This window comes from Kribbella sp. NPDC104218, from assembly GCF_055584105.1.
This window is the reverse complement of record NZ_JBVJMQ010000003.1, coordinates 957,945-978,827: the sequence shown is the minus strand read 5'-3', so window position 1 is coordinate 978,827 and position 20,883 is coordinate 957,945. Positions and strand designations below refer to the sequence as shown.

The 20,883-nt window shown below is 68.9% G+C and carries 17 protein-coding genes; 8 read left to right on the top strand and 9 right to left on the bottom strand.

Annotation, left to right across the window (positions count from 1 at the left end; all coding sequences use genetic code 11):
- Positions 1-44 precede the first annotated feature (44 nt).
- From ACZ6ZD_RS29315 to ACZ6ZD_RS29300, 4 genes are all read left to right on the top strand, one after another.
- Positions 45-1,367: a hypothetical protein gene (locus ACZ6ZD_RS29315; RefSeq protein WP_465677148.1), complete on the top strand. Its 1,323-nt coding sequence runs from the start codon at positions 45-47 to the stop codon at positions 1,365-1,367.
- Positions 1,297-2,289: a nucleoside hydrolase gene (locus tag ACZ6ZD_RS29310; protein WP_465677147.1), complete on the top strand. Its 993-nt coding sequence runs from the start codon at positions 1,297-1,299 to the stop codon at positions 2,287-2,289. The genes ACZ6ZD_RS29315 and ACZ6ZD_RS29310 overlap by 71 nt, the downstream gene beginning before the upstream one ends.
- A gap of 61 nt (positions 2,290-2,350) precedes the next feature.
- Positions 2,351-2,587, top strand: coding sequence for a hypothetical protein (locus ACZ6ZD_RS29305; RefSeq protein WP_465677146.1), 237 nt, complete (start codon positions 2,351-2,353; stop codon positions 2,585-2,587).
- A gap of 452 nt (positions 2,588-3,039) precedes the next feature.
- Positions 3,040-5,262 carry a protein kinase domain-containing protein gene (locus tag ACZ6ZD_RS29300; protein WP_465677145.1) on the top strand — a complete coding sequence of 741 codons (2,223 nt, stop codon included), beginning with the start codon at positions 3,040-3,042 and terminating at the stop codon, positions 5,260-5,262.
- Positions 5,263-5,275: 13 nt separating this feature from the next.
- On the opposite strand, the gene ACZ6ZD_RS29295 is transcribed toward ACZ6ZD_RS29300, so the two are convergent.
- Both ACZ6ZD_RS29295 and ACZ6ZD_RS29290 read right to left on the bottom strand, forming a co-directional pair.
- Positions 5,276-6,478 carry a M20 metallopeptidase family protein gene (locus ACZ6ZD_RS29295; RefSeq protein WP_465677144.1) on the bottom strand — a complete coding sequence of 401 codons (1,203 nt, stop codon included), beginning with the start codon at positions 6,476-6,478 and terminating at the stop codon, positions 5,276-5,278.
- A complete protein-coding gene (locus ACZ6ZD_RS29290) occupies positions 6,475-7,395 on the bottom strand; it encodes a 5'-3' exonuclease (RefSeq protein WP_465677482.1) in 921 nt (306 codons plus the stop codon). The genes ACZ6ZD_RS29295 and ACZ6ZD_RS29290 overlap by 4 nt, the downstream gene beginning before the upstream one ends.
- A 74-nt stretch (positions 7,396-7,469) precedes the next feature.
- Between ACZ6ZD_RS29290 and ACZ6ZD_RS29285 the strand changes: the two genes are divergently transcribed.
- Positions 7,470-7,910: an Lrp/AsnC family transcriptional regulator gene (locus ACZ6ZD_RS29285; protein ID WP_465677143.1), complete on the top strand. Its 441-nt coding sequence runs from the start codon at positions 7,470-7,472 to the stop codon at positions 7,908-7,910.
- Here ACZ6ZD_RS29285 and ACZ6ZD_RS29280 read toward each other — a convergent pair whose 3' ends face one another.
- Positions 7,911-9,131 carry an NAD(P)/FAD-dependent oxidoreductase gene (locus ACZ6ZD_RS29280; protein WP_465677142.1) on the bottom strand — a complete coding sequence of 407 codons (1,221 nt, stop codon included), beginning with the start codon at positions 9,129-9,131 and terminating at the stop codon, positions 7,911-7,913.
- A 68-nt stretch (positions 9,132-9,199) separates the two neighbouring features.
- Here ACZ6ZD_RS29280 and ACZ6ZD_RS29275 point away from each other — a divergent pair, with 68 nt between their 5' ends.
- On the top strand, positions 9,200-9,868 hold the full coding sequence (locus ACZ6ZD_RS29275; RefSeq protein WP_465677141.1) for an HAD family hydrolase: 669 nt from the start codon (positions 9,200-9,202) through the stop codon (positions 9,866-9,868).
- A gap of 8 nt (positions 9,869-9,876) precedes the next feature.
- Here the strand turns inward: ACZ6ZD_RS29275 and ACZ6ZD_RS29270 are convergent, their stop codons facing one another.
- The 6 genes from ACZ6ZD_RS29270 to ACZ6ZD_RS29245 all read right to left on the bottom strand — a co-directional run bounded on the left by ACZ6ZD_RS29270 (position 9,877) and on the right by ACZ6ZD_RS29245 (position 18,685).
- Positions 9,877-10,539, bottom strand: coding sequence for a response regulator (locus ACZ6ZD_RS29270; RefSeq protein ID WP_465677140.1), 663 nt, complete (start codon positions 10,537-10,539; stop codon positions 9,877-9,879).
- Positions 10,536-11,684 carry a sensor histidine kinase gene (locus tag ACZ6ZD_RS29265; RefSeq protein WP_465677139.1) on the bottom strand — a complete coding sequence of 383 codons (1,149 nt, stop codon included), beginning with the start codon at positions 11,682-11,684 and terminating at the stop codon, positions 10,536-10,538. Before ACZ6ZD_RS29265 ends, ACZ6ZD_RS29270 begins: the two co-directional genes overlap by 4 nt.
- On the bottom strand, positions 11,681-12,547 hold the full coding sequence (locus ACZ6ZD_RS29260; protein ID WP_465677138.1) for a lysostaphin resistance A-like protein: 867 nt from the start codon (positions 12,545-12,547) through the stop codon (positions 11,681-11,683). Before ACZ6ZD_RS29260 ends, ACZ6ZD_RS29265 begins: the two co-directional genes overlap by 4 nt.
- A 123-nt stretch (positions 12,548-12,670) precedes the next feature.
- Positions 12,671-15,175: a YfhO family protein gene (locus ACZ6ZD_RS29255; protein WP_465677137.1), complete on the bottom strand. Its 2,505-nt coding sequence runs from the start codon at positions 15,173-15,175 to the stop codon at positions 12,671-12,673.
- A 58-nt stretch (positions 15,176-15,233) separates the two neighbouring features.
- Positions 15,234-17,747 (bottom strand): YfhO family protein, encoded by a 2,514-nt coding sequence (locus ACZ6ZD_RS29250; RefSeq protein ID WP_465677136.1) that lies wholly within the window; start codon positions 17,745-17,747, stop codon positions 15,234-15,236.
- On the bottom strand, positions 17,744-18,685 hold the full coding sequence (locus ACZ6ZD_RS29245; protein ID WP_465677135.1) for a glycosyltransferase: 942 nt from the start codon (positions 18,683-18,685) through the stop codon (positions 17,744-17,746). The genes ACZ6ZD_RS29250 and ACZ6ZD_RS29245 overlap by 4 nt, the downstream gene beginning before the upstream one ends.
- 188 nt (positions 18,686-18,873) lie before the next feature.
- Between ACZ6ZD_RS29245 and ACZ6ZD_RS29240 the strand changes: the two genes are divergently transcribed.
- Positions 18,874-20,046, top strand: a complete 1,173-nt coding sequence (locus ACZ6ZD_RS29240) for an ROK family transcriptional regulator (protein WP_465677134.1) — start codon at positions 18,874-18,876, stop codon at positions 20,044-20,046.
- Positions 20,043-20,882 carry a sugar phosphate isomerase/epimerase family protein gene (locus tag ACZ6ZD_RS29235; RefSeq protein ID WP_465677133.1) on the top strand — a complete coding sequence of 280 codons (840 nt, stop codon included), beginning with the start codon at positions 20,043-20,045 and terminating at the stop codon, positions 20,880-20,882. The genes ACZ6ZD_RS29240 and ACZ6ZD_RS29235 overlap by 4 nt, the downstream gene beginning before the upstream one ends.
- The last annotated feature ends 1 nt before the right edge of the window (position 20,883 follow it).

Sequence of the window (20,883 nt, the reverse complement as noted above, 5' to 3'; positions counted from 1 at the left end):
GATAACTCCCGACGCCACCTCGCCGTTCATGCCTTACTTGAGTCATGAACGGCGAGGGCACGGACCACCGGCAGCACGGGGACAGGACCGCCTGGGACGTCGCCCGGGCGCTCGGTCTCACCGGAGACGACAACTACCAAACCCTGCGGGACGCGTATCGCGTCACGTTCGACTTCTCCGCGCCGCTGATGGTGCGGATCGCCGACGACATGCTCGCCGACCTGCGTGCGGACGTCGGCGAGCGTCGGGTCGGCAGAATCGTGGCCTTGGGCCGCGATGGGCACAGCCTGGCCCTGGCGATGCACCGGCTCGACGGCCGGTTCGCTCGCAAGCACATCGCGAACCTCGTGTTGTCGCGAGCAGTCGTCGAGAACGCGCTACAAGATCTCGAACGCCACCTTGGCCGGCGGCATCCGGCCGTGGCCGGGTACCGGCGCGTGGCATCCCGAGTTGCTGCCGCCGACACTGTTGGCGGCTTCCGTCGGCTGGACAGGTACCTTCACCGTGCACGGGTTCCGGTAGGCCGGCCGGGCAGCCGGGTCGCGTTGTTCGACACCAGCTTCAAAGGAACCGTTCAGGAGTTGCTGTCGGCGGTCTATCCGGAGACGACGTTCAATGGTCGGTACGCGTTCTTCGGGGAGGCGCCGCACGATCCGCACCCGGGGAGCAAGAAGGGCTACGAGGTGCACCTCGGCGCTGCGGAGTCGCGACAGGGCAAGCCGTTCTACGAGCTTCCGGAGGACGAGACGAAGACGTTCGCACATCAGCTCGCGATCAACAGCGTCGAGGAGTTGCTGGACGGTCCGATGACGAGTCCGGTGCGGATCGACGAGCACGGGCCGGTGCAGACTTTGCAGCAGAAGGAGTCCGCGCTGACCGGTCTGAGTCCGGGGCGGGTCTCCACGCGGCTGCGGGCGCCGCGCATTCGCGAGGGCGTGAAGGTCGTGAACCTCCGCGCTGTCGCGGACCGGGCGAGGTTGGCTGCCGCGGCCCGGGATGCGGGACAGGACTATCGCTCTCCGCTCGAGGAGGGGGCGCGCCGCTACCGGGCCGAGATCAGGGCGTGGATCTCGGGAGCCCCTGGTGACCAGCGCCTGGTCGAGTTCCTCGACTCGTTCGTGCACAGGGGCGACAAGCAGCACGTTGAGCTGCTGCAGCGAACGCTGGAGCGGGCCACCCTTCCGATCGGGAGCTACTCGAAGATCTGGGCGGCCTACGAGCAGTGCGCCAGTGACGATGACAAGCGAGTGTTCGTACAGAATGTGCACACCTCGGTGCAAGCAATGGGAGGCTGGAATGGGCGGGACGCGGGGCCAAGACCCTCACGAGGAGTGGACGGCCCTGGCCGGGCTGGGCGAGAGCTTTGACGAGTTCGGCGAGCTGACCGATTCGCTGCTGGCGTCCGGGCCGCCGCCCAGCGGGGCATCGAGCGTCGCTCGGGCGCCGATGATCATCGACACGGATGCGGGCGGGGATCCCGATGACACGGTGGCGCTGGTGGTCGCCGGGTTGCGCGTGCCGGAGCTTCGGCTGGTCGTGACCGGGGACGAGGTGGACGGAGAGCGGGCGCGGTTCGTCCGGCATCTGCTGGACCTTGTAGGGCGGGCGGACGTCGAAGTGGTGGCCGGGGCCGACCTGGGGAATCGGCGGTTGTGGTTCGTGGACGACGTGGCGCCGGCTGCGGTGCCGCGGCAGCCAACGGATGTCGTCGGCGCCGTCGAGAAGGTTTGCGCGGAGTCCGAGGGACCGGTGCGGTGGGTGGGGATCGGTCCGTTGACCAACTTGGCGGCGGTGCTCGCGGCCCGGCCCGAGCTGAGCTCACGGTTGCAGGTCACGCAGATGGGCGGCGCCATCGTCTACCGCGATCCGACGCGAGCCGAGCACAACTTCCGGATGGACCCGGCGGCCGCGATCCGGATGGTCTCGCTGTTGCAGCGCTGGGAGCCGACGTACGTCGTGTCGGACGTGACGTTCAACCCGGCGACCGAGATCACCGCCGATTCGCCGTTGTATCAGCGCTGGGCGCAGCCCGGGGCACCGGAGTGGGCGAAGGTCCTGAAAACCCACACCGACCGGTGGCTGGAGCGGTACCCGGGATCGATGCAGCACGACGCGCTCACACTGGCCGCGGCGCTCCTCTGGCCGGGGATTCGCTTCGCCAGGGAGCGCGTCGTACTCGACGAGCTGGCTCGGATGAGCCGCAGCGCCGACGGTATCGAGATCGAGATGTCCGTGAGCGCCGACTACGAGGCGTTCATGGCCTGGCTCGACTCCGCCCTCGTGTGGTGATGTGTAGTTCGGCGAGGCAGCGCTACCCGGTGGTGCCCGCTCTTAGCCGTGGGCTTCCGGCATGAGCAAAGATGGAGACGGCCGGGTTGGTGACGAGTTGTTGGGCGGGTTCGGGGGCTTGGGCGCACCAGCCGGCGACGTCGTATGCGGCGGTGGCAGGAAACTCGCCGAAGGAGCCGGCCACAGCGCAGGCCCTCGCGATCCGCTCGTGGTGGCGGTGTGCGAAGTCGAGCGCGCGGCGGGCACCGTCCGAGACGCCAACGAGGACGAGGTCGAAGGCAAGCCGTTGTCGCGGTAGCCCACGTGATGCCCCGGGCCTGGGCGGACAGGAACTCGACGGTCGACTCCCACATGCGGGTGTCGGCCAGGTCGCCGTTCAGCAGTACGATCTCCCGGCCTTCACCACGCTGTTCGAAGTACAAGTAGCCGCGCCGAACCTCCACCTTGGCCATACCGGGATTCTGCGGCCCCGGGTTCACTGAGGCATCAGGAAATCTTCCTAGGCCACCATGAGCGACGCCATGCATCGCGAGGAGGTCGAGCTACTCCCACGTGGCCACAGGGGCGACCTGTCCAGCGGCGCATCGTCTCATTGGCACTGCGTGTATCCGAGCGTTTGAATGTGACCTAAATATTGGTGCCAATCACCGCCTCGGCATGTCGTCAGGCTGGAAAGTGACAGCGAGTGGTTGCTTCTCCCGCGCGGTGGTGCAACAGTGGGTCACTGACGCTGGATCCTGTGGGGGGATAATGCGCGACGCAATCGTTGTTGGAATCGACAGGTATCAGGGAGCCCCGCTTCGGTATTGTCGGGCGGATGCCGAGGAAGTCGCCGAGGCTCTATCGCTTGAGCAGTACGGCTTCGACTGCCAGATGTTGCTGGACGGGAAAGCAACCCGCGGGAATGTACTCGACGCACTCGGGCGTACGATATTCGAGGCGTCTGATCGCAGGGAGTGCTTGCTCTTTTACTTTGCCGGCCATGGGCAAGTGATAGGAAACTCAGGTCACCTGGTCACGTACGGTGGCGAGTACTTCGATCCGGGCATCTCGCTGGCCCAGCTCGGACAACTGATGGAATCGGCGAGCGTGAGGTACGACCATGTTGTGGCCGTGCTCGACTGCTGTCACAGCGGCGCCGCATTTAATTGGTCCAGCAGCCGGCCGATGAACGCCTCGGATATCGATCGGGAGGTTGCGTCGGTTAATGAGAGTCGCTGCATCCTTGCAGCTTGCCGGCCGGAAGAATCAGCCGACGAATCCGATGACATTGCTCACGGTGTCTTCACGAACTCTCTCATCGAAGCGCTGCTCGGTGCCGCCGTCGATTTCGACGGAAATGTAACCTTGCTCGGTATTTTCGATTATGTCGCCCGGTCGATCCCTAGCTATGTTCAGAGTCCAGTGTTCAAGGGTGACATCGCCGGTACCGTTCTCGTAGGTTCCGGTTTTCCGCCGCGACTCGGTCGGCCGATCGCGCGCGATGAGCTGAGTACCACGCTCGCGAAGGCGCAACGTCTCGTCGACGAGTATCACCAGTTGCAGCAGCGCGAACTCGGTGACAGGACGCATCGGGCGCGCGAGGGCGCCATGAAGTGCGCGGCGTCGATGGACGGTCTTCTGCAATGGTTCCAGTCGACGAAAGCGAACTTACCTGATATCGCGCGGGAGCGTGCCTGGCAGGTTCTGGAGATCGATGTCGTCGAGTACCGCAAGGAGCTGGCGAACATCTCGGTGGGTGAGGTGACCAGGTTCGGCACCGTGTCTGGGAAGATCGGCGTCGGGGGCTATGGGCAGGTCTGGCAGGTGGATGGAGCCGACGGGCGCGCTTTAGCGTACAAGGTGTTTCACGGCAACGAGTTGGCTCAAGATACCAAGGTGCGCCGATTTGAGAACGGTTACTTGAACATGCGGAAATTGGCGCATCCGCGCATCGTGCGCGTTCACGAGATGACAACTGCGCCGTACGGCTTCATCATGGAGGCAATTCCAGGCGACGATCTCCGGAAGGCGTACATTCGCAGAGACGAGCCGGAACTGGTACTCCGGCTCCTGCTTGATGTCGCAGAGACGGTTCAGCACGCCCATGCCAACGGAGTGCGACACAGGGACATCAAGCCGGAGAATATTATCGTCGTTACCGACGGTTCCGGACGGTTGATTCCGTATCTCACAGATTTCGATCTAGCGTACCACGAGACGAATCGTACACTGACGACGAACCTGGGTGTGGGGGGCGTCATCAACTACGCCGCTCCGGAGCAGTTGCATGAGCCGAACACGGTAGCGGCACGGTCTGAGACTGTGGATGTCTTCAGTCTCGCCCAACTGATGTTTTTCATAGTTGTCGGTCGCGATCCGAGCGGTGATGACTTCCAAGACAATGCGAGCCGCCTGATATCAACCCTGAATTCCTGGGTCGATGATCGCTCGGCGCTGCCGTTGATCGAGGCTTACAAGCGCTGCATCTCCAAAGATCCTGGTGATCGTCCGACGTTGAGCGACGTGATTCGCCTGCTGGGCGAGTCGGAGGCATATGTTCTCAAGGCGAGCGGGTCGGACGCTGTTGACGAGTTCGATATGTGCCGCCGTATCGCTCATCTCTACGCGGGCTTGGGGAACTTCACCTCGACCGACATGTCTGCGGAGATGCCCAGCCTATCGGGGCAGATCGATATCATCGTCCGGCTAGGGCAGTCCGACGTGAACGGGCGGGTCAACATCGATATGGAGATGTCGGTCCGGGACGGAATCACCTTGCCAAACTTCAAGTCCGGTCCGGCGGCGCGGAATGCGATCAACACCCGTCTGGACAAGATCCTGCGGCGATATCCGAACGCCCGGCGGCATCCCGGCACGCACGGTACTTATCAGGTGTTCATCAGTGTTCACAAGCTTCAGCTCAACACCGATGGCATGGTGGCGGCACGCGACATTATTCAAAATGTGGTTGCGGGTATTGAGAGCTGGTGAACGCCGGCTGCGGTCAGGACGTGCCGCGGGTGAGGCGGCGGAGGGCTAGTTCGGCTAGGAGGGCGGCGGCGTCGGGGAGGATGGTGTCGTCGAAGTGGGCCAAGGGGGAGTGGTTGTCGGGGGCGGTGTCGGGGTTGGGGGCGTTGCAGGCGCTGAGGTTGACGTAGGCGCCGGGGACTTGTTCGAGGACGAAGGACATGTCTTCGGCGCCGCATTCGGCGTTCGGGCGCTCGCGGAAGCGGGCGGGGCCGAAGAGGTCGATGATGGTGTCGCGGGCGAACTCGTACTCGGCGGGGTCGTTGACGGTGACGGGGTAGCCGATTCGGTAGTCGACCTCGGCGGTGAGGCCGTGGGCCGCGGCCAGGCCTTCGACGAGGTGGGTGGTCGCCTGCTGGGCTTTGGCGCGGGTTTCGGCGGAGAAGGTGCGGATGGTCGCGTCGAAGAACGCGTCGTCCGGGATGATGTTCTCCTTGGTGCCGCCGGCGATCCGGCCGACGGTCAGGACGACCGGGTCGAAGACGTCGAACTGGCGCGTGACGAGCGTCTGCAGCGCGCCGACCATCTCGCATGCGACCGGGATCGGGTCCTTACCGCGGAACGGCTCCGAGCCGTGGGCGCCCTGGCCGACCACGCGGACGTGTAGCTGGTCGGCCGCGGCCATCAGCGGGCCGGCCTTGCTGTTCCAGACGCCGAGCGGGTCGCCGGCCGACTGGACGTGCAGGCAGTACGCCGAATCGACGCGCCGGCCTGCGATGTCGAGCAGGCCCTCGCGCATCATGATCGGCGCGCCGCCGCTGGTCTCCTCACCCGGCTGGAACATGAAGACCACGTCACCGGCCAGCTCGGCCTGCAGCGCGCACAGGATCTTCGCCGCGCCGACCAGCCCGGCGACGTGCAGGTCGTGGCCGCAGGCATGCATCAGGCCAGGGTGCTGCGAGACGTACGGGACGTCGACGCGCTCGGTGACCGGCAGGGCGTCCATGTCGCCGCGCAGCAGCACGACCGGGCCGGGCCCGCGGCCGCCGCGCAGGACGGCGGTGACCGAGGACAGCTCCTTGCCGAGGGTGATCTCCAGCGGCAGGCCCTCCAACGCGTCGAGGATCAGCCGCTGGGTCTTCGGCAGGTCGAGGTCGTACTCCGGGACCTGGTGCAGCGCCCGGCGCAGGGTGATGATGTCGGCGCCGACCTGGGCCGCGAGATCGAGAGTGGTCGTCATGCCTTCGGCTCCAGGTCGAGGGCGTGCATCACGCGCTGGGCGCTGCTGCCGAGCTCGAGCAGCTCGACCAGGTCGAGCCAGCGCTCGGGGTCCTTCACCTGGCGCGGCCGGGTCGCGTCGGCCTCGGAGACCGGCGCGTCGGTGGCGACGGCAACGACCTTCGGCGCGACGTCGAGATAGTCGGCGGAGTCGAGGATCTTGCGCTTCACCGACGGCGACATCGGCGTCGCCGGGTCGGCCGCGGCGGCGCGGATCGCGGTCAGGTCGCCGTACGCCGTGACGAGGGACGCGGCGGTCTTCTCGCCGACGCCCTTCACGCCGGGCAGGCCGTCGGAGGCGTCGCCGCGGAGGGTGGCGAAGTCGGCGTAGCGGTTGGCGGGGATCTCGTACTTGGCCAGCAGCGCAGCCTCGTCGTACACCTCCGCCCGGCCGACGCCCTTGGCGGCGGTGTAGACGACGCGGATGCCGCGGCTGTCGTCGATCAGCTGGAACAGGTCCCGGTCGCCGGTGACGACGTCCACGGGCATGGTCGCGCGGTGCGAGAGCGTGCCGATGACGTCGTCCGCCTCGTGGTCGGGCGCGCCGACGACCGCGATGCCGAGCGCCTCGAGCGCGGCCCGGATGTAGGGGATCTGCACCTCGAGCCGGGACGGGACCTCCTCGATCTGCTCGCCCTGCGCGGACACGTAGTCGAGCCGCTGCGCCTTGTACGACGGGATCAGCGCGACCCGCCAGGACGGCCGCCAGTTGTCGTCCCAGCAGGCGACCAGGTGGGTCGGCCGATGGTTCTCGACCAGCCGGGCGATGAAGTCGAGCAGCCCGCGGACGGCGTTGGTCGGCGTACCGTCCGCGGCCTTCATCGTGTCGGGCACGCCGAAGAACGCGCGGAAGTACAACGACGCGGTGTCGAGCAGCATCAGCCGCTGGGGTTCCGTCTCAGCCATGGGGCGATGCTTTCATGCCGGGGCGTCGCGGCAGTAGGGTCTCCAGGGTGGAGGACCTGGACCGCAAGATCGTCGCGCTGCTCGCCAGTGACGGCCGGATGAGTTTCACCGACCTGGGCAAGGCCACCGGCCTGTCCACCTCGGCCGTGCACCAGCGCGTCAAGCGCCTCGAACAGCGCGGCATCATCCTCGGCTACACCGCCGCCGTCGACCACTCGGCCCTCGACCTGCCGCTGACGGCGATGATCGCGATCCGCCCGATCGACCCCTCCCAGCCCGACGACTCGCCCGAGCGGCTCCGCGAGGTCCGCGAGATCGAGTCCTGCTACTCCGTCGCCGGCGACTCCAGCTACGTCCTCGTCGTCCGCGTCGCCTCCCCGGGCGCCCTGGAGAACCTGCTCGCCGTCATCCGCGCCCGCGCCAACGTCTCCACCACGACGACGATCGTCCTCTCCACCCCGTACGAACGCCGTCCACCAGCGCTCTGATCAGCGGCTGAGGTTCTGGAGGACGGCGGCGGCTACCCGGCGGCCGGAGACCAGTGCGCCTTGGATGGAGCTGGTGTCGCGGTGGTCGCCGCAGAGGTAGAGGGTGTCGCTGAGGGCCGGTGCGGTGGTCAGCGGATGAGCGGCGGGCATCGCCGGTAGGGCGCGAGGGATTTCGTAGCGTGCGACGAGCTGCCACTGGGTTGTCGACGTCCGGTAGAGGTCGGCCAGGTGGGCGCGGACGGTCTGCTCGTCGACGGCGTCCTTCGGGGTGGACACCGCGATCAGGGCCTGCCCGGGCGGCGCGTAGGTCGGAGCCACTTCGCTCACGACCACGGTGTTGAGCAGGAGTCCGGATTTGCCGTCGAGGAGCAGCGTCGGCCGGGGCAGCGGTGACTGCGGGGCGGCGAAGTACCAGGTCGTCACGCCGTTCCAGCGGAGTACGTCGAGGCCCGGAGCGAGCGCGACGGCGTCGGTGCCATCGGTGGCGACGAGGATCGCTCGGGCTCGGATCGGCTCGGGTGAGCCCTCGGTCCTGACCCAGCCGGGGCCGATCTCGCGCACAGCCGTTGACAAGCGAACCGTTCCCTCGGGCAGGGACTCGGCCAGGGCCTGCGGGAGCCTCTGCATACCCTGCGCCGGGACGGCGGCGCCGCCGCGCAGGAAGCAGCGCCAGATCAGATGAAAGAGCCGGGCGGACGTCGTCAGGTCGGGGTCGAGGAAGACACCGGCGAGGAACGGCCGGAAGATCTCGTCGATCGTCGCCGTCGAGATCCCGCGACCCCGCAGGTCGTCCTCGATCGAGGACGCCGGCAGCTCGCGCAGGCCACGCGCGCTCCCGGCGGTGTCGCGGGCCGAGAAGGCGGCAACCGCGGCGGCGTCCCGCGGACGCCGAATCCCGAACTGGGCCGCGCCGACGAACCCGCGCGGGCTCAGCTCCAGATCCCAGCGCTGCTCCGGGCCGTCGACCAGCACACCGCGGGTGAAATACCGCAGGTCGAGGTCGGCCGCCGCCAGGACCCGGCGGAACTCGGGATAGTCCGGTAGCAGGACCTGGAAGCCGCGATCGAGCAGAAACCCGTCCACCTCGTCGGTGCGGACCCGGCCGCCGACCGCGTCGTCCTTCTCGAGTACCAGAACGCGCCGACCCGCCTGGTGCAGGGTGCGAGCGGCCGCGAGGCCGGCTAGTCCGGCGCCGATCACGACCACTTCGGCGTCATCCATGCGATTCCTCCGCTGTCGTTCGGTCCGGTCAGGGTGGCCATGATGCCATCGCCGCTTAGGGTTGAGAGATGCGACGCGTTCTGCTGACTGACCTGTTCAGTACGTTGGTGCCGGGTGGGGACGCCGAACGCGGCGTCCTGAACGAGGCGATGGCGCAGGCGCTCGGGGTGGACGCGGCGCGCTTCGGGCGCGAGTTCGACGAGGCGTCGTACGAGCGGTTCACCGGGGCGTACGGCGACCTGGAGACCACGATCCGGGTGATCGCGGAGCGGGCGGGCGGCGAGCCGACCGACGAACAGGTGCACCAGGCAACGGAGTTGCGGCGCGGTCTGACGCGGCGGTTGCTCGCGGCGGCGCCGTTCCGGACGCTGGAGACGTTGGCGAAGTTCAAGGCTGACGGCTGGGGGATCGGCCTGGTCAGCAACGTGACGGCCGAGACGCAGGCGCAGTGGCAGCACAGCCCGCTGACGCCGTACTTCGACACGGTCGCCTTCTCGGCCGAGCTCGGTACCGCGAAACCCGAGCCCGCGATCTACCTCGCGGCGTGTACGGCGCTGTCGGTCTCGCCGGCCGAGTGCATCTACATCGGCGACGGCCGCGACAACGAGCTGCCCGCCGCGGCCTCGCTCGGTATGTACGCCGTCCGGACGCTCGAACACGCCAACAGCCACCCCGCCTGGCCCGGCCCGACCGTCAATACCTTTGCGGAGCTGCCGGGTCTCCTGAGCGAGGACTGACGGGTCGGTCAGGTCGCCAGGCCGTTGCGGTAGGCGTAGACGACGGCTTGGACGCGGTCGCGGAGGCCGAGTTTGGTGAGGATGCGGGAGACGAAGGTCTTGACGGTTTCCTGGCTGATCGAGAGGGTGCCGGCGATCTCGCTGTTGGAGCGGCCGTCCGCGAGTAGCCGGAGGACTTCGAGTTCCCGGGGCGTCAGCGGGACGCCGTCCGGAGTGCTGTCGTCGGCGGGGCGGATTCGCGCGGCATAGCGGCCGACGAGTTGGCGGGTGACTTCCGGATCGAGCAGAGCGGCGCCGGTCGCGATGGTCCGGATGCCGTTCAGCAGCTGGGCCTGGGGCGCGTCCTTGAGCAGGAAGCCACTCGCGCCCGCCCGGAGCGCTTCGTACACGTACTCGTCGAGGTTGAACGTGGTCAGGATCAAGACCTTGACCGGACGGACGACGTCGGCGCCCGCGAGCAGTCTCGTGGCGCCGATCCCGTCCAGCACCGGCATCCGCACGTCCATCACCACGACGTCGGGCTCGACCTGGACGGCGAGGTCCACCGCGGCCCGGCCGTCGCCGCATTCGCCGACCACCTCGAGGTCGGGTTGCGCGTCGATGATCGTGACGAGCCCGGTGCGGATCAGCATCTGGTCGTCGCAGACCAGGACCCGGATCGGCGCGCTCATCCGCGCACTCCGGTCGGAATCCGGGCCCGCACGACGAACCCGCCGGCCTCGGTCGACCCGGCGCTGAACTCGCCGTCCAGGACGTCGACGCGCTCCCGCAGTCCGGCCAGTCCGCGCCCGCTGCCGCTGACCGCGGGGGAGTGCCCGCCTGCGGCGTCCGTACTGACGTGCACCGTAATCTCCCGTTCGGTGTGCTGGACGTCGACCGCCGTCCGGGCGCCGTGGGCGTACTTGAGCGCGTTCGTCAACGCCTCCTGGACCACTCGGTACGCCACGAGGTCGGCGCTCCCGCTGGACGCGGCGGGCGCACCCGTCTCGGTGAACTCGATGGGCTGGCCGGCCTGTCGGGTCTGCTCGACCAGCGTGGCCAGCTGCCCGGGCGAGCCGGGCGGTAGGTGGTCAGGGTTGAGCAGGTCCAGGAGATGTCTGAGGTCCGCGATCGCGTGCCGGCCGGTGTCGGTGATCGAGGTGAGCGTCTGGTCCAGCCGCTCCGGCGCCGCGGTCAGGTACTTGGCCGCCTCGGCCTGGACAACCATCGCCGTCACGTGATGAGTCACGACGTCATGCAGCTCGCGAGCGATCCGGGTCCGTTCGGCGGCTCGGGTGTCGGCCGCGACCCGCAGGCGTCGCTCGGCCTCCAGCGCGCGGCTGGACCGGAGCCACGCGCCGATCGCCCATGGGATGCAGGCCGCCAGGTAGAAGGTGACGAACTCGATCACCGGCTCGCCGCCGGATCCGAGCCGGTAGAGAACCGTTGCCAGCGGCACATATCCGGCCGTCAGCAGACCGGCGACCAGCCAGCGGCGCCGTTCCAGGTAGGCCCCGGCGCTCCACAGTGCGATCACGAGCGCGCTGCCGGCCACCCTGTGATAGCCGCGCAACTGGTCGAGGGCGAAGCCGGCGCAGACCAGCACCAAGCAGACGAGCGGCGCGCGGCGGCGCAGCCCCAGCGCAAGAGCTTGGGCGGCGATGGCAACCACGGCCAGCCCGTCGAACGCGCGGTTCGGGAGGTCGCCGAGCTGCGTCCCGTGGTTGGCCAGCGACGGCACGAACGTCGCGATCAGGAGGACCACTCCGAACGAGAGGTCCCTGACCGCGACGTCCAGCCGACGCCACCACCGCAGCGCCTGCTGATGCTCGATCACCGGGCAAGACTAGCCGCGTCGACCTCCGGCGAAGCGATCCGCGGACGCCGGGGGATCGGCCGGATGTTGCCGCGCCGATGCGCCACCCACAGGAATCCGGCCGCCGCGAGGACGCAGAACCCGACGGAGTACAGGCTGCCCTCGGGCCCGAAGGCGCCACCGGTCAGCAGGTGCGGGCCGGACATGCTGGCGTCGAGCAGACCGGCGGGGGTGCCGCTGCCGGACACCTCGGTGCTGAAGATGCCGCCGGCGGCGAAGTTCCAGCCGAAGTGCAGGCCGATCGGAACCCACAGCTTCCGGGTCGCGATGTAGGCGGCGGTCAGCATGCCGCCGGCTTCGATCGCGATGGCGAGCGCGCCCCACAGGCTCGCGTTCGGGTTGATGAGGTGGATCAGGCCGAACAGCAGCCCGGTCAGGACGAGTGCGATCCAGGTCCCGGTCCGCTGCTCGACGATCCGGAACAGCAGCCCGCGAAACACCAGCTCCTCACTGGTCGCGGCCACGGCCATGAACCCGAACAGCGCGATCGCGGCGCCGACCGAGCCCAGCCCGTGGACGTCGTACCCGCCGAGCAGCCCGATGTTGAGGATGACCAGCCCGAAGATCGCGATCCCACCGAAGGTTCCACCGAGCAAGCCGCGGGCCGCGCCACCGCGTGCCAGCTCGCTGACCGGACGGCGTTCCAGGCGGCCGACCAGCAGCTTGTAGACGATCACGCTGAGGACGGCGGTGCCGAGCCCGGCGATCGCCATCAAGGCCGGGTTCCCGTCCGCGGCGCCGTACGCCTGCGCGCCGGCGAACTGGATGATCAGCAACGCCACGATCGGGACGATCAGCCGGCCGGCCGCTTTCACGAACTTCATAGCCACTCCCTGGTCGGATCCGCGGCTGGGTGCCGCTACCCGAAAAACTACGGATGCCAGGTCGCCGAAGCGTCCCCGTCCAGCGGACACTTCGGCGTAGCTCGCACGGGGGACAACCCCGGCTCAGTTACCGGCTGAGCGACGGCGGAGGAAGACGAGGCCGGCGACCAGGAGGAGCAAGCCGGCAAGGGAAGCGGCCCCGGCTGCGAGGCCCAGGCGGAGGCGCGGTGGGAGGTAGGCGCAGTCGATCTCGGCGGAGTTGGCGGGCGTGCGGACGGCGAGGAGGCCGGTGTGGTCGTACAGGCGGGCTCGTTTGCCGTCGATCGTGCAGTGCCAGCCGTCGACCTTGAGGACGCCGAGGGTGACGGTCGCGGCCGGAGCCGGATTCAGGCGCACCTTCATGCTGTGGCCGCCCAGCTCGACCGCGGCCGGCGGCTTGAGGGCCTGGATGGCTGCGGTGAGGCGAGGGCGGTTGAGGCAGGCCACGGCGGTGGTCGGGATGCGGGTCGGCTTGGTGACGCGGAGGTCGATGGTGACGGCGCCGGTGCGGTCGGCGGTGCCGGCCCGGCGCATCTCGGCGCCGGTGTAGATGCCGGGGCGCTTGGTGAGCTCGGTGAGAACGGGCTTCCACACGCCGTCGATGAGGACTTCGCCGACCAGGTCCGGCGTCCAGAGGTAGACCTCGGCGCCGGGCGCGCAGCGGGCGAGCAGCCGGGCGGGGGCAGGTGAGGTGCCGCCGGGTGGGGGAGTGATGATCAGGCGCTCGCGGCGGGTGCCGACGCGGGCGACCGAGGACTTGTCGGCGGTGAGCTTCGGGATGGCGTAGACGTCGGCGCCGATCGCGGTTTCCTGCACGCCCCACGGGCCGGGCTCGCGGGACACCCACGGCTTGATCGGTCGGACGGCGACCAGCGGGCCGACCTCGTTGTTGCGGGTCAGCCGCGGCGGGACGTCGTCGGCGTCCCGGACGAGGCGGCCGTGCATCGCGAAGACGGCGTCCACGACCGGGTTCTGCGGGTCGGTCGTCGCGCGCCCGTACGAGCTGTAGCCGAAGCCGAACGCGATCAGCGCCTCCGAGGTGCTCAGCGGGATCGTGCTCGTGTAGTACGCCGAGCCCTGCCCGCCGATCAGCATCGGGTCGTTGTCCGACGTCACCCGGCCGGGCGACGTCCGGTGCGCCGGCCAGTCGTCGATCGACTGGACCAGCTCGCGCGCCAGCGTGTGGTCAGGGCCCCAGTACGACGAGGCGCTCAGAACCTTCACCCGGGCCGCGTCGATCGCCACCGCGGACGCCGCGCCCTCGACCAACACTGCCCCGACCAGGACGGCGACGGCCGCACTGCGCAGCCGGCCAGGCGCCCGCTCACGCGTGAACAGCCAGGCCAGCAGCGCGATCGCGATCAGCACCGGGACGGCGATCCGGGTCGTCGTCGTGACGAACCGGCCGTCCCACGTCCAGGCGTACAGACCGGCGACGAGCACGATCGGCGCGATCACCGTGATCGGCGACCGCAGGCCGGCGCTCACCGACATCCAGCCGAGGACGACGAGCATCCCGCCGATCACGAACGCCTGCCGGTACGAGCTGCCGTTGGGGGTGTCGAAGCCGTGCCAGGCCTCGTGGGTGAAGGTCACCTGCATGCTGACGACGGTCGCGACGACCGCGCCCGTCCAGACGACTCGCTGCCGGACGCCGATCCGCCCGTTGAAGGGGAAGCTCAGCGCGAGCAGCAGCATCAGCGTCCCGACGGCGAAGCTCGGGCTGAAGCCGACGCCTTCGGTCCCGGCCAGCAGCCGGGAGAGGAAGTTCTGCGTGTCGAGCTGGCGGAATTCGGCATCCGGGCTCGGCGTCGAAGCACCGACCAGTGCAAAGGTCGGAATCAGCAGCGGCGCTGTCAGCCCGATCCCGAGCGCGACCGCCAGCGCGCACCGGAGACCGCCGGTGATACGCCACTTCCAGGATTCGTCAGCCGTCAGCAACCGGGCCAGCGCGATGATCGCGGCCCCGATCGTGGCCATGTAGACGGTGTAGAAATGCGACGTCCAGAGCAGCGCGACGACAATCGGCGCGACGATCGCGGACGTGATCGTGCGCTTGGTCAGAATCCATTCGCAGAGCAGGCACAGGACCGGGAATGCGACCATTCCGCTCAGCCACAGCGTCATGTACGCGCCGTCGTCCACCGCCCACGCTCCGGCGCCGTACGAGATACCGGCCGCGATCGCGATCCAGGTCGGCCCGGTGGGCCGCAGGCGGCGCAGGTACGCCGTCATCGCGCCGGCGCCGATCGCCATCGCGGCGGTGGCGACGAGGAACAGCGCCAGGTCGATCTTGTCCCGCGGGACGATCCAGGCGATCCAGGACAGTGTCGAGCCGACGTAGGCCATGAAGTCGCCGAAGAACGGCGCTCCGAAGCCGCTCTGCCAACTGAAGATCAGATCGCCGTCGGCCTGGCCGTGGACGACGTCGCGCAGGTACGCGGCCATCGGGATGAATTGCTGGCCGAGGTCGTTGGTGTTGCGCGAAGCGTCACCGAACGGATACGTGCCGCGAATGATTCCGGCGATCGAGAAGACGGCGGCGGCGCCGAACGCGGAGATCACGTTCGCCTTGCCCTTGACTGCCACTTACTGCACGCCCCCAGAAGCTGGTCGCCGGATTTTCCCGGTGCCAAACATAGACGACCTAGCCGCGTAAACCCCGGTATTTGCCTGAACGTGCAAGTCCGGTCGCGGCCGCGAGCAGGAGCAGGCAGACCAGAACTCCCGCGCCGGCCTTCAGCCCGAGCGACAACCCCGGCGGCACGAACGTGCACTCGGCGGACGCCGCGTTGGCCGGCGTCGGGAAGGTGAGCAGCCCGGCATGGCTGCTGATCGCGGCCGGGCGGCCGTCGACCTGGCACTGCCAGCCGTCCAGCTTGATGACTCCAACCGCAACGGTCGCCTCGGGGCCAGGGTTCAACCGGATGGCGATGGAGTGTCCGCCCATCGTGTAGTCGGCCGGAGCCTTGAGCGCCGCGACGGCCTGGTCGAGACGTGCGCGGTCCAGACAGGCCACAGCGCTGGTCGGCAGCCTGGCCGGCCGGTGGACCCGCAGATCGATGCGGACGACGCCGTTCGCATCGGCTGTCCCGGCGCGCCGCATCTCGGCGCCGCTGTAGATGCCGGGCCGCTTCGCCTTCTCGGGGAGGACCGGCATCCACCCGGCGCCGGTCTGCAGGTCCCCGACGAGGTGCGGGGCCGCCAGATAGACCTCCGAGCCCGGTTGGCAGCGCGCCTCCAGCCGAGCCATGGTCGCCTGACCGTCGCCGGGCGCCGGTGCGATGACGATGGTCTTCCCGCTGCGGACGCCGATCCGCGCGGTCGAGCCCTTGCCCGGGCCCAGCTTCGGCACGGTGTACACCTCCGCGCCGAGCGCCGTCTCCTGCACACCCCACGGGCCGGGGTCGGTCGACGTCCAGAGTTTGGCCGGCCGTACCGTCACCAGCGGCCCGACGGCGTCGTTCCGTTGCAGCGTCGTCCCGGTCTGGTCGCGGACGACTCGTCCCTTGATCCCGAACACGGCGTCCACGACCGGGTTCTTCGGGTCGGTGGTCGCGCGCCCGTACGAGGTATATCCGAACCCGAGCGCGAGCAGCGCCTTCGACGTCTCGTACGGAATCGTGCTCGAGTAGAACTGCGATCCCTGACCGCCGATCAGCATCGGGTCGTTCACGCCGACGGTCTGGCCGGGCGACGTCCGGTACCGCGGCCACTCATCCATCGACTGGACCAGGCCGCGGGCCTGCTCATGCGCAGGCCCCCAGTACGGCGACGCCGCCAGCACCTTCACCCGCGCCGCGTCGATCGCCACCGCCGAGGCGACCACCTCGACGAACACCGCCCCGACCAGGACGGCGACTGCCACGTGCCGCAGCCAGGGCGCGACCCGATCTCGTGTCAGCAACCAGCCGAGTAATGCGAGCGCGGCCATCGCCGGTACGACGATCCGGGTCGTGTCGGTGATGAAACGCCCGTCCGCGGTCCAGATGTACAGACCACCCAGGAAGGCGATTGGCGCGAGGACGGCGACGAGTGAGCGCAGTCCGGCGCTGATCGACATCCAGCCGAGGATGACGAGCATGCCGCTGATGACGAACGCCTGCCGGTACGAGCTGCCGTTCGGGGTGTCGAAGCCGTGCCAGGCCCGGTGCGTGATCGTCACCTGCATACTTATGACCGTCGCGACTATCGCGCCCGTCCAGACCAGGCGGGGCCACAGCTCGACGCGACGGTTGAGCGGGAAGCTGAGGGCGAGGAGCAGCATCAGCGTGCCGACGGCGAAGCTCGGGCTGTAGCCGACGCCCTCCGTCCCGGCGAGCAACCGGGACATGAAGTTCAGCGGGTCCAGTTGGTGGAAGTTCTGCGGCGGGCTCGGCGTCGCCGCGCCGACCAGCTTGAACGTCGGAATCAGCAGCGGCGCGGTCAGTCCGATGCCGAGGACCATCGCCAGTACGCACCGGATCCCACCGGTCACTCGCCATCGCAACGACTCGTTCGCCGTCAGCAGTCGTGCCAGCGTGATGATCGCGGCGCCGATCGTGGCCATGTAGACGGTGTAGAAGTGCGACGTCCACAGCAGCGCGACGACGATCGGCGCGATCAGAGTCGCCGGCACCGACCGCTTCTGCAGGATCCACTCGCACAGCAGGCACAGGACCGGGAACGCGATCATTCCGCTCAACCAGAGCGTCATGTACGCCGCGTCGTCCACTGCCCACGCGCCCGCGCCGTACGAGACGCCGGCCGCGATCGCGATCCAGACCGGCCCGGTCGGCCGGAGGCGGCGCAGGTACGCCGTCATCGCGCCGGCCCCGATGCCCATCGCCACCGTCGCGATCAGGAACAGCGCGAGGTCGACCTTGTCCCGCGGGACGATCCAGGCGATCCAGGACAGCGTCGACCCGATGTAGGCCATGAAGTCGCCGAAGAACGGGACGCCGAACCCGCTCTGCCAGTTGAAGATCAGGTCGCCGTTGCTCTGCCCGTGGACGACGTCGCGGAGGTGCGCGGCCATCGGGATGAACTGCTGGCCGAGGTCGTTGGTGTTGCGGCTGCGCTCACCGAAGGGGTAGGTGCCGCGGATCATGCCGCTGAGCGCGAAGGCCGCAGAAGCGGCCAGCCCGGCGACGACGTTCGGCCAGCCGCGGAAGCCCTTCATCCGCGCTGCCTGACGCCGGGCGCCTGATACGACAAGTAGGTGAGCCGCGCGTTCTCCTGCCGGCTGCGGCCGATCGCGTCGAGCAGGTACCCGAGCACCAGCAGGACGACGGCGATCAGGCCGATCGTCGAGGCGAGCACGGCCGTCGGCAGCCGCGGGACGAAACCCGTGGTGAGGTACTCGGCGACCACCGGGACGCCGAGGATCAGCGCCACCGCGCCGAACAGGGCGGCCAGCGCTCCGTGGAACAGCGTCGGCCGCTCGAGCCGGGTCAGGCCGACGATCCAGCCCAGGATCCGCAGCCCGTCGCGGTAGGTGCGCAGCTTGCTCTCGCCGCCGCTCGGCCGTTCCTTGTAGGCGACCGGAATTTCGGCCACCGGAACGCGCAGGTGCAGTGAGTGGATCGTCAGCTCGGTTTCGATCTCGAATTCCCGCGACAACGCCGGGAACGATTTCACGTAACGGCGTGAGAACGCGCGGTAACCGCTGAGCATGTCGGTGATCTCGCGGCCGAACAATGCGCCGGTCGTACCGGTGAGCAGCCGATTACCAAACGTGTGGCCCGGCCGGTACGCGGCCGCCGCCTCATGTTTGCGGACGCCGACGACGTGGTCGTACGGCCCGTCGAGCAGCACCTTGACGAGCTCGGCCGCGCGGGCCGCCTCGTAGGTGTCGTCACCGTCGATCAGCAGGTAGACATCGGCTTCGATGTCGGCGAAGGCCCGCCGGACGACGTTGCCCTTGCCCTTCGCGGCGACGTGCCGGACGACGGCGCCGGCGGTCGCGGCCCGGACCGCGGTGTCGTCGGTCGAATTGTTGTCGTAGACGTAAATGGTCGCGTCCGGTAATGCCGCGCGCAGTTCCGTGACCACTTTCGCCACCGCGGCGGACTCGTTGTAACAAGGCACCACGACCGCGATCGCAGCGGTATCCGGCACGACGGTGTTTCCCCTCACTCGGCCCGGGGACCGAATGTCGCCGGATGCCCGATAAATGTCAGCGGGCCCCGAAATGGTTGCTTCTCGTTCACAACTGAGAGTCCGGACTCTGCCTGACCGCCCTTGCCAGCCGGGCCGGACGCGGGCTAGCGTAGTTATTAAACCCGGTTCGATAATTGGTGGGATCGATGGACAGCGGACATGGAGCGGTCAACGCCGAGCGCTCGGCGAACCAGGTCGCCTGCCTGCGCTTTCTCGCGGGCGCGCGGACCGCGCAGACGGTCGGAGTGATCAGCGCCGAGACCGGCCTGTCCCGCCCGACCGTGCACGCCGTCCTCGACGATCTGGTCGCCGCGGGTCTGGTGGTGCCGAGCAGTGCGGCGAGCGGCGGCCCCGGGCGGCCCGCGCGCTCGTTCCGCTTCGCTCGGGACGCTGGGCTCGTCGCGGGCGTCGACATCGGCCCGCGGACGGCGCGTGCGGTCATCTGCGACCTGTCCGGCGAACGCGTCGGGTACGCCGAGTACGCCCGCGACGGCCGGCCTGCCGGCACAGGCGACGTCCGGGAAGCTGTTGAGGCCGCAGCCAAGGCCGACGGGATCGATCTGAGCGGGCTGCGCGCAGTGGGCGTCGGTCTGGCCGGTGTGGTCGAGGAGAGTGGCCGCCTGCGTGCCAGCCTCGCCCTGCCCGAGCTGGTCGGTACGCCGGTCGCCGACGAGGTAGCTGCCGATCTGGGCTGTCTGGTCGTGGTCGACAACGACATCAAGCTCGCAGCGCTCGCCGAGCAGCGTGGTGGTGCCGGGCGCGGCCACTCCGACGTCCTCTACCTCCAGATCGGTAACCGGCTCGCGCTGTCGATCGTGCTCGACGAGGAGATCCGGCAGGGCAGCCACCGGCTGGCTGGTGAGCTGGGCGCGCAGCGTGGGATGCGCTGGACGCGGAACGCCGACCGCGGCCAGCTGGTCTGGCAGACACGCTCCACCGGCGAAGCGGTTCTGCAGGCCGCAGCGGACGGCGATGCGGACGCCGCGGCCGAGCTCGAAGACTTCTGCAGCCAGATCGCCGGCCGGATCGCCTCCGTCCTGCTCACGGTTGACCCGGACGTCGTCGTCGTCCGCTTCGGCAGCGCCACCGGCAGTACGACGTTGCTGCGGCCGCTGGCGGCGGCGATCGACAAGGAACTGCTCTTCCCGGAGCGGCCGCCGTTCGTCGCGGCTGCCCTGGGCCGGGAGGCGGTGGTGCTCGGAGCCGCCGGCAACGCGTTCGACCAGTTCGGCGCGAGTGTGTTCGGCCTCCGGAACTACCCGAGCCCGTGGAACGACCTCATCAACGCGAACGAGAACGAGAAGAGGACCAGTCAGTGAAACTGGGAGTCAGTTCGTACAGCTTCAGCAAGCTCATCGCGCGCGGTGAGCTGGACCTGATCGGCGTCGTCGACTGGGTCGCGCAGTCACCCGCCGAACACCTCGAGATCGCCGCGCTCGGCGACGACCTGCTGGAGAACGACCAGCTGGTCAAGGACCTGGCCGCCGCGGCGGCCGATCGCGGCGTCCCGTTGATCAACTATCTGATCCCGGCCGACCTGCGCGAGGGTGATCAGGCGATCGACCGGGTCCGCCGGCATCTGGACATCGCGCAGCGCCTCGGCGCGACGATCTTCCGGCACGACGTCGTCCCGTGGGCCTGGCGCGAGCAGGACCAGGGTGAGTTCGAGCGCGTCTTCGAGACCGTCGTGGCCGGCTGCCGGACGATCGCCGACCACGCGGCCGGCCTCGGCATCGTGGACACGGTCGAGAACCACGGCATGTCGTTCAACGGTCATGAGCGGCTGGCCCGGCTCGTGCACGCCGTCGACCGGCCGAACTTCCGGATCACGCTCGACCTCGGCAACGGCCTGTGCGTCGGCGAGGTCCCGGGGCGGACGGTGGCCGGGCTGCTCGACGTCGCGGCCGCGGCGCACGTGAAGGACTTCCACATCCGCCGGTCCGTGCCCGGCGAGGGCTGGCTGAAGACGCTCGCGGGGGAGTACCTGCTCGGCACCGTCCCGGGCCACGGCGACCTGGACCTGCGGGCCCTGCTCGCGCTGGTGAACACCAGGCCGGACCTGCCGGTCACGCTCGAGTTCGAGGGCCTGGAGGCGGCTCCGCGGGCGATCGAGCTCGGGCTGAAGAACGTTCTCGCGCTGGCCAAGGAGGCCTGAC